Source organism: Streptomyces sp. NPDC005202, from assembly GCF_040608235.1.
Taxonomy (GTDB): Bacteria; Actinomycetota; Actinomycetes; order Streptomycetales; family Streptomycetaceae; genus Streptomyces.
Window position 1 is genome coordinate 77,412 of sequence record NZ_JBEXHW010000013.1, and the last position, 8,612, is coordinate 86,023.

At 71.6% G+C, this 8,612-nt stretch carries 7 protein-coding genes; 4 read left to right on the top strand and 3 right to left on the bottom strand.

The window, feature by feature from the left end; all coding sequences use genetic code 11:
* Positions 1–58 precede the first annotated feature (58 nt).
* A complete protein-coding gene (locus ABZV31_RS20445; protein WP_355895596.1) occupies positions 59–1,093 on the bottom strand; it encodes a LacI family DNA-binding transcriptional regulator in 1,035 nt (344 codons plus the stop codon).
* Positions 1,094–1,216: 123 nt separating this feature from the next.
* Here ABZV31_RS20445 and ABZV31_RS20450 point away from each other — a divergent pair, with 123 nt between their 5' ends.
* The 3 genes from ABZV31_RS20450 to ABZV31_RS20460 all read left to right on the top strand — a co-directional run bounded on the left by ABZV31_RS20450 (position 1,217) and on the right by ABZV31_RS20460 (position 4,308).
* The gene (locus tag ABZV31_RS20450; protein ID WP_355895840.1) at positions 1,217–2,383 is read left to right on the top strand and encodes a phytanoyl-CoA dioxygenase family protein; all 1,167 of its coding nucleotides are present in this window, start codon (positions 1,217–1,219) and stop codon (positions 2,381–2,383) included.
* Between the two features lie 99 nt (positions 2,384–2,482).
* Positions 2,483–3,259, top strand: coding sequence for an SDR family oxidoreductase (locus ABZV31_RS20455; RefSeq protein WP_355895599.1), 777 nt, complete (start codon positions 2,483–2,485; stop codon positions 3,257–3,259).
* Positions 3,260–3,303: 44 nt separating this feature from the next.
* Positions 3,304–4,308 (top strand): Gfo/Idh/MocA family oxidoreductase, encoded by a 1,005-nt coding sequence (locus ABZV31_RS20460; protein WP_355895601.1) that lies wholly within the window; start codon positions 3,304–3,306, stop codon positions 4,306–4,308.
* 22 nt (positions 4,309–4,330) lie between these two features.
* Here the strand turns inward: ABZV31_RS20460 and nhaA are convergent, their stop codons facing one another.
* Entirely contained in the window at positions 4,331–6,208 is a 1,878-nt protein-coding gene (nhaA, locus tag ABZV31_RS20465; RefSeq protein WP_355895604.1) for a Na+/H+ antiporter NhaA, read from the bottom strand.
* A 239-nt stretch (positions 6,209–6,447) separates the two neighbouring features.
* Here nhaA and ABZV31_RS20470 point away from each other — a divergent pair, with 239 nt between their 5' ends.
* Positions 6,448–6,840 carry a DoxX family membrane protein gene (locus ABZV31_RS20470; protein ID WP_355895843.1) on the top strand — a complete coding sequence of 131 codons (393 nt, stop codon included), beginning with the start codon at positions 6,448–6,450 and terminating at the stop codon, positions 6,838–6,840.
* A gap of 73 nt (positions 6,841–6,913) precedes the next feature.
* Here the strand turns inward: ABZV31_RS20470 and ABZV31_RS20475 are convergent, their stop codons facing one another.
* Positions 6,914–8,167, bottom strand: a complete 1,254-nt coding sequence (locus tag ABZV31_RS20475; RefSeq protein WP_355895607.1) for a serine hydrolase domain-containing protein — start codon at positions 8,165–8,167, stop codon at positions 6,914–6,916.
* Positions 8,168–8,612 lie beyond the last annotated feature (445 nt).

The window sequence follows — 8,612 nt, forward strand, 5'->3', positions numbered from 1 at the left end:
GGCGAGCCCGGCCCGGTGGAGAACGGTGAGCCCGGCCCGGTGGGGAACGAGGACAAGGTCAGCCGGCCACGGCATGCGGCGGCATGTTGTACGGCGTCACCACCTGGATCGCCGACGGCAGCGTGGGGCCCGCGGGCGGCAGGGCGCCGTGGGCGCGCATCACGAGGTGGCAGGCCTCCCGCATGTCCTGGCGCAGGTCGTGGTGGAGCACGGCGGACAGGCGGTGTTCGCGCAGCAGGCGGGTGTTGTCGTGGTCGAGGTCGTGGGCGATGAACACCGCGCATTCGCGGCCGAGGTCCTCGAAGGCCCGCAGGGTGGCGATGTTGCCGCCGCCGATCGAGTAGACCGCGCGGATCTCCGGGTCGCGTTCCAGGGCGGCCCGGACCAGGTCGTACTGCGTGGCGTCCAGGCCCTGCCCCTCGGCGATCTCCACCAGCGTGCGCTGCGGCTGCCGGGCGCGCATGGCGCTGCGGAAGCCCATCTCGCGCTCCTCCTCGTTGCGGAAGAAGCCGCTGCTGAGGCTGGTGAGGACGTTGCCGGGCCGGTCGCCGAGCCACTGGCCCATCAGGTAGGCGGCGGTGGCGCCCGCCGCCCGGTTGTCGCTGCCGACGTAGGCGAGCCGGGCGCTGGCGGGCAGGTCCGTCACCAGGGTGACGACCGGGATGCCGGCCGCGACCAGCCGGCCGACGGCGGCGGTGACCTCGGGAACGTCCGGAGCCTTGAGGATCACGCCCTGCGAGCCGCGCCGCGCGATCCGGTCAAGGGTCCTGACCTGCTCCTGCACCGGGCCGGTCTCGCGGAAGTGGAAGCGGGAGCGCACCACGGCCGGGTGCAGGGACGGCAGCTCGGCCTCCAGGGCGGCGCGTACGGCGGTGGTGAACCGCTCGGGCGCCTGCATCACGATGTCGACCATGAAGGTGCGGCCGACGAGCCGGACCTGGGTGCGCTGCCGGTCCAGGTCGGCGATGGCCCGGTGCACCTCCTGCGCGGTGCTCTCGCGCACACCGCCCCGGCCGTTGAGCACGCGGTCGACGGTGGCCTCGCTCAGGCCTGCCTGACGTGCGATTTCGCGGATCGGGAAGGGGTGGCCCATGCCAAGGCTCCTTGAGGGGTTTTTGATGGCTTCCTGCTGGTTGTTCGAGGTGTTTGTACTGACAAGAATGACAGGGCAGAGCCGCTCCCGCGGCTGAGTTGCCCCATGACCGAAAGGACGAGGATGTCCTTCACCTCCGTACACCGCCGTGCCTGGCTGTCCGAGCAGGACTGCGACCTCGACGCCTTCCGCGCGCTCGTCGAGCGGACGACCGACCTCGCCGACCACCCGTACGCGTCGTCCGTGGAGCGGAACGTCCTGGTCTACGACAGTGAGCGGCTCCGCACCGCGGACGACCGCCGTGACGTGCAGGCCGAGTTGGTCCGCGCCCTCGACGAGGGCCCCGGCATCGTGGTCTTCCGGGGTGCGTTCCCGGACCCGGCGGTCGTCGACCGGGCGACGGCCGTCTTCGACGCCCTGATCGCCGAGCAGCGCGCCTCGGGCGCGGCCGCCGGGGACCACTTCGCCCGGCCGGGCGCCAACGACCGGGTGTGGAACGCGCTGGAGAAGGCGGCGCTGTACGACCCGGAGGCATTCGCCGACTACTACTCCAACGACATCATCGCCCTGGTCTCCGAGGCCTGGCTCGGCCCCGGCTACCAGGTCACCTCCCAGATCAACGTGGTCAACCCGGGCGGCGCCGCCCAGACCGTGCACCGCGACTACCACCTCGGCTTCCTCACCAACGAGGTCGCCGCCGCCTACCCGGCGCACGTACACCGCCTCTCCCCCGTGCTCACCCTCCAGGGCGCGGTCGCGCACTGCGACATGCCGGTCGAGTCCGGCCCGACGATGTACCTGCCGTACTCGCAGCAGTACGAGCCCGGCTACCTGGCCTGGCGGCTGCCGGAGTTCCAGGCGTACTTCGAGGCGCACCACGTCCAACTGCCGCTGGCGAAGGGCGATGCCGTCTTCTTCAACCCGGCGCTCTTCCACGCCGCCGGGACGAACCGGTCCGCGGACATCCGGCGCATGGCCAATCTCCTGCAGGTCTCCTCCGCCTTCGGGCGCGCGATGGAGACCGTCGATCGCGAGGCCGTCGCGAACGCGGTCTTCCCGGTGCTGCTCAAGCGCAGAACCGAGGGCGCCGACGAGGAGTGGCTGGACAACGTCATCGCCGCGAGCGCCGAGGGCTACCCCTTCCCCACCAACCTCGACAACGACCCGCCGGTCGACGGACTGGCCCCGCCCTCCCAGGCGGACGTCGTGCGTCGAGCGGTGCGTGAGGAATGGACGCCGGAGACGCTCCGCGCGCAGCTGCGGGCCGGTGCCAAGCGACGCGAGAGCTGAAAGCCGAGAACCGAGAGCCGAGAACCGAGAACCGAGAACCGAGAGCCGAGAACCGAGAGCCGAGAGCTGAGAGCTGAGAGCTGAGAGCTGAGGAAACGCATGGGACTTCTCGACGACAAGGTCGCCCTCGTCAACGGCGGCACCCAGGGGGTGGGCGCCGCCATCGCGCGGGCCGCCGTCCGCGAGGGCGCCGTCGTGGCCGTGACCGGGCGGCGCCCCGAAGCGGGCGAGGCGCTGGTGGCCGAACTGACGGCCGCCGGGGGCAAAACGATGTTCGTCCGCGCCGACCTCGCGGACGCCGAGCAGGCGAAGGGCTCCGTGGCCGAGGTCGTCTCCGCGTACGGCCGGATCGACTGCCTGGTCAACTCCGCGGGGCTGACCTCCCGCGGCACCCTGCTGGACACCACGCCCGAACTGTTCGACGCGCACGTCGCGATCAACCTCAAGGGCCCGTTCTTCGCGATGCAGGCGGCAGTGGCGGACATGGTGGCGCGGGGTGCGCCCGGCACGATCGTCAACATCATCACGTCCTCGGCGCACGGCGGTCAGCCGTTCCTGGCCCCCTACGTCGCCGCCAAGGCCGGGCTCGCCGGCCTGACCCGCAACGCCGCGCACGCGCACCGCTGGGACCGGATCCGGATCAACGGGCTGAACATCGGCTGGACCGCGACCGAGGGCGAGGACGCCACCCAGCGCACCTTCCACGGCGCCGGGGACGACTGGCGGGAACAGGCCGCCGCGCGACTGCCGATGGGCAAGCTCGGCCAACCGGACGAGATCGCCGACTTCGTGGTCTTCCTGCTGTCCGAGCGGTCCGGGGTCGTCACCGGTTCGGTGATCGACTGGGACCAGAACGTGCTCGGCGGCCTCGATTGACCGCACCTCCAAGCACTACACGCACCCAAGGAGCACCAGCCCCCATGCGCATCGGAATCCTCGGCCTCGGCCGTATCGGCGCCTTCCACGCCGAGACCCTCTCCGGACTCGACGCGGTCGAGTCGCTCGTCGTCGCCGACCCGTTTACGGACGCCGCCAAGGCCGCCGCCGAGCGGTTCGGGGCCGAGGTCGCCGACTCGCCCGAGGCGGTCCTTGCCGCCGGGGTGGACGGCATCGTCGTGGCGGCCGCGACCGACGCCCACCCCGCCCTGATCCGCGCCGCCGTCGAGGCGGGCGTCCCCGTCTTCTGCGAGAAGCCCGTGGCCCGCACCATGCGGGAGGGCGTCGAGGTGCTCAAGGCCGTCGAAGGGAGCGACGTCCCGGTCCAGATCGGCTACAACCGCCGCTTCGACGCCGGTTTCGTGGCCGCCCGCGCCGCCGTGCACAGCGGCGAGCTGGGCAAGCTGCACACCGTACGGTCGACCACGCTCGACCCGGCGCCGCCGCCCGCCGCGTACATCGCCGCCTCCGGCGGGATCTTCCGCGACTGCTCCGTGCACGACTTCGACATCATCCGCTGGGTGACCGGCCGCGAAGTGACCGAGGTGTACGCCGTCGGCGGCAACCGCGGTGCCGCCTACATCAAGGAGGCCGGCGACGCCGACACCACCGGCGCGATCCTCACCCTCGACGACGGAACGATCGCCGTGGTCTCCAACAGCCGCCACAACGCCCGCGGTTATGACGTCCGCATGGAGCTGCACGGCTTCCAGGACTCCATCGCCGTCGGCCTGGACGACAAACTGCCGTTGCGCTCCGTCGAGCCGGGGGTGACCTTCCCGGCCGGCACTCCGCACGACTTCTTCATGGACCGCTTCGCCGACGCCTACCGCGCCGAGCTCACCGCGTTCACCGAGGTCGTGGCCGGACGCCTGCCCTCGCCGTGCACGGTGGCGGACGCGCTGGAGGCCGGGTGGATCGCGGAGGCGTGCACGCTGTCGCTGCACGAGCGCCGTCCGGTGCGCGTCGAGGAGGTGCGCACCGTCTGACCTTCCCGGGGGCCCGCCATGGTCAGCTGCGCGGGCCCGCCCCGGCCAGCACGGCCCGCTCCCGGGCGGTGCGTACCGCCCGGGAGAGGCTGGCGATGTCGTAGGAGCCGCGGTGGCGGCGGCCGTTGATGAAGAAGGTCGGGGTGCCCGAGACGCCGCTGAGGTCGGCCGACTCCACGTCCTCGGCCACCCGCTCCGCGCCCACGCGGTCGCGCAGGTCCTGGCGGAAGCGGTCCATGTCGAGCCCGATCTGCTCGGCGTACCGCAGGAGGTCCTTCGGCCGCAGATCGCCCTGGTGGCTGATCAAAATGTCGTGCATCTCCCAGTAGCGGCCCTGGCGGGCCGCGGCCTCTGCGGCCTCGGCGGCGAGCTGCGCGTTGGGGTGGACGTCCGTGAGCGGCAGGTGCCGCCAGACGTAGCGCACGTCGTCGCCGAACTCGGCGAGCAGTTCGCGCACCACGGGCTCGGCCAGGCCGCAGTACGGGCATTCGTAGTCCCCGTACTCGACCAGGGTCACCGGCGCGTCGAGCGGGCCGCGGATGTGGTCGCGCTCCTCGTCGACGGGTTCGCTGAGGTCGACGATGACCTCGCCCTCGCCCAGCAGCGCCCGGGCTCGGGTCCGCGGGGGCAGCAGGGCGAGGACGCGTGTCACAAGCAAGGTGACGAGGAAGGAGCACACGACGGCGGCCAGGATGCCGATCTTCGCCTCCTCCAGCCGGGCCCCGCGGAAGGCGAGGGTGGCGATCAGCAGGGACACCGTGAAGCCGACCCCGGCAAGGCTGCCGCCCGCGGCGATGGCGCCCCAGCCGATCGCCGGGCGCAGCCGTCCCCGGCTCAGGCGCACCGCGATCCATGTGGAGCCGACGATGCCGACCGGCTTGCCCAGGACGTAGCCCAGCAGGATGCCGAGGGTGACGGGCGAGGCGAAGGCGTCCGCGAGCCGGCCGGCGCTGATGGGGAAGCCGACGTTGGCGAGCGCGAACAGCGGCACGATCACATAGCTGGTCCAGGGGTGGAACATGCGCTGCAGGCGCTCGTTGGGCGAGAGCGTGGAGGCGAGGCCCCGGCGCAGGGTGCGTTCCAGCTCGGGGGTCGGCTGTTCCCGGAAGCGCCGGAACATCCGGCTGGCGCGTTCGAGGGCGTGCCGCTGCGCCGGGTGGGCGTAGGTCAGCAGGCCGATGACCAGGCCGCCGACGACCGGGTCCACGCCGGACCGCAGCAGCGCGCCCCACAGAGCCACGGCAGGTACGGCGTACACGGCGGAGATCCGCACGCCCGCGGCGCGCAGGGCGAGGAGCACGACGAAGACGCCGAGCGCGGTCAGCAGCGCCGGGACGTAGACGGTCCCGCTGTAGGCGAAGGCGATGACGGCCAGCGCCAGGAAGTCGTCGGCGACCGCGACGCCGAGGACGAAGACGCGCAGACCGCCCGGCAGCCGGGAGCCGAAGACGGCGAGCATGCCGAGCGCGAAGGCCGTGTCGGTGGACATGGCGGCGCCCCAGCCCTGCGCCGAGGCGTGCCCCGCGTTGACGGCGAGGAAGACGGCCACGGGGACGGCCATGCCGCTGACCCCGGCGATCACCGAGAGCGCGAGCCGACGGCGCTCCCGCAGCTCGCCGATGTCGAACTCCCGGCGGGCCTCCAGACCGATCACGAAGAAGAACAGCGTCATCAGCCCGCTGTTGATCCACTCGCGCAGTTCCAGGGACACCCCGACCGAGCCGACGGTGAGCGACATGTGGGTGCGCCACCACGACTCGTACGTGCCGGGCGAGACGTTGGCCCAGACGAGAGCCGCGACCGCGGCCGCGAGCAGCACCGCGGCGCTGCCGGTCTCGGTCTGCAGAAAGGTGCGCAGCGGACTGCGCGCTCCCGCGCCGCAGGCGGTCTGTCCGGTCATGGATGGATCCGCCGGCGGCACCGTCATGGTGTGGGGCAAGGCGTGCACCCGAATCGTGAGGTCGGCGGCGATCCCGGTCAGGTACGTCGAGGGCGAGACCGCGGGCGGTCGTGTGCGCGTCAGTGTAGGCACCGCAGGAGAAGATCTGCCGCCGGAGGTACGCTGACAGCAGGTGGTGGGACTTTCAAGCACATCCCCCTGTGGAGGTCGCCATGGACGTCCTGGTCCTGATTTGACGCATCCTCTTCTCGGCCCTCTTTCTCGGCAGCGCGATCGGCCACATGACCCAGACCAAGGCCATGGCGGGATACGCCTCCGCCCGCGGTGTACCGGCCGCCGCCGCGGCCGTGTTCGGCAGCGGTGTGCTGCTGCTCGCGGCCGGTCTGAGCGTGCTGCTGGGCGTCTGGGCCGATCTCGGTTCGCTTCTGGTGGTCGTGTTCCTCGTGCCCACCGCCGTGCTGATGCACGGCTTCTGGCGGGAGACCGACCCGCAGGCGCGCCAGCTGGAGATGATCCAGTTCCAGAAGGACATGGCGCTCGCCGACGCCGGGCTCATGCTGTTCGCCCTCATCGCCCACACGGGCCACGACCTCGGCCTGACCCTGACGGGGCCCCTGTTCGACATCGGCTGACCGCTCGGCGGCCTCGGGGTGCATGGCCGCTGCCGCTCGGAGTCCATGGCCGCTGCCGGGTAATCGAAGCCGCTCACCTGGCGGCGGGCTCCGCGGGCAGGTTGAAGACGTGCTGCGGTGTGACGATCTTGGTGATCGCGTCGCCGAAGAGGGTGCTGGGCTCGGTGCCCTTGTAGTTGATGTCGGTGTTCAGCAGGACGACCAGGGTCGCCTGCGCCGAGGGGAGGTGGATCGTCAGGGACTCATAGCCCGGCAGGGAGCCGTTGTGGCCGATCCAGCCCTGCACGTTGAAGATGCCGAGTCCGTATCCCGCGCCCGGGATCGGGGTCGGGGGCGTGGTGAGCCGCTCCTTCTGTGTGGCGGGGCTGATCAGGGTGCGGCCGTCCGGCAGGGTGCCCGTGGCCACCGTGCGCGCCCATGCGCGCAGGTCGTCCAGGTTGGAGATCATCGCTCCGGCCGCCCAGGCCCAGGAGGGGTTCCAGTCGGCCGTGTCCGCGATCTGCCCGTTCGCGGTCTGGTCCGTGTAGCCCTGGGCGTGCGGTTGCGGGAACTCCGTCCCGGCCGGGAAGAGGGTGTGGTTCAGGCCGGCCGGTTCGAGGACGTTGTTGTGGATGTAGTCCGCGAGCGACTGGCCGCTGACCTTCTCGACGACCAGGCCGAGCAGGATGAGGTTGGTGTTGCAGTAGGAGAACTTCTGGCCCGGCGGGAAGAGCACCGGGTGCTTGAAGGCGTATCCGAGCAGTTGCTGCGGGGTGAACGTCCGCTGCGGGTCGGACGTCAGCGCCTTGAAGAAGCCGTCGTCCTGGGAGTAGTTGAACAGCCCGCTGCGCATGCCGGCCAGCTGACGCAGGGTGATGGTGTCGCCGTTCGGCACATCGTCGACGTACTTGCCGATGGGATCGTCCAGGCTCACCTTGCCCTGGTCGACCAGCTCCAGCAGCGCCGTCACGGTGAAGGTCTTGGTCTCGCTGCCGATCCGCATGTACAGGTCCGGCGTCATCTTCCCCGCGCCGATTTTGTCGGCGACGCCGAACGACTTCACGTACTGTCCCTGGCCGGGCGTCCACAGCCCGACGGTCACACCGGGCACGTGCGCCTCGCGCATGACCCGCTGCACGGTCTCGTCGAGCTGCCGGGTCACGTCGGGGGTGAGCGTACGGACGTCCGAGCCGGACGGGGACGGCCCCGGTGGAGAGGTGGCGGTGACGGCGCCCGGGACGGACGTGGGTGCCGCGAAGGCGGTCCCGCCGGCGAGCGGCACGATGAGCATTCCTGCGGCGGTCGCGGTGACGGCCCCCCTGCGCAGTCGCGTGCACGCGTGCATCATGGGCTGGCTCCCAGCATGTGAAATGGGCTGGCTCCCAGCATGTGAAAACAGACCCGCGGTCGTCGTGGACGAGGGCGGGGTGGGAGAGGTGCGTCCGCCCGCCCGCAGCGGACGCCGGACCGGAGAGGCTGACGGGCACTGAAGAGCGGGAGAGCATCTGGCGGCACACAGACCTCAACACCCGACACCTTCAGCATAGGAGCGCACCCGCCCCACTGCCCGTCGACTCCGGACGGCAGCCAAGCCCCACTGCCCGTAGGCCCCGGACGGCGCCACACCCCACCGCCCACCGGCGCCCCGGACGGCAGCCAAGCCCACCGCCCACCGGCGCCCCGGACGACGCCACACCCCACCGCCCACCGGCGCCCCGGACGACGCCACACCCCACCGCCCACCGGCGCCCCGGACGACGCCACACCCCACCGCCCACCGGCGCCCCGGACCG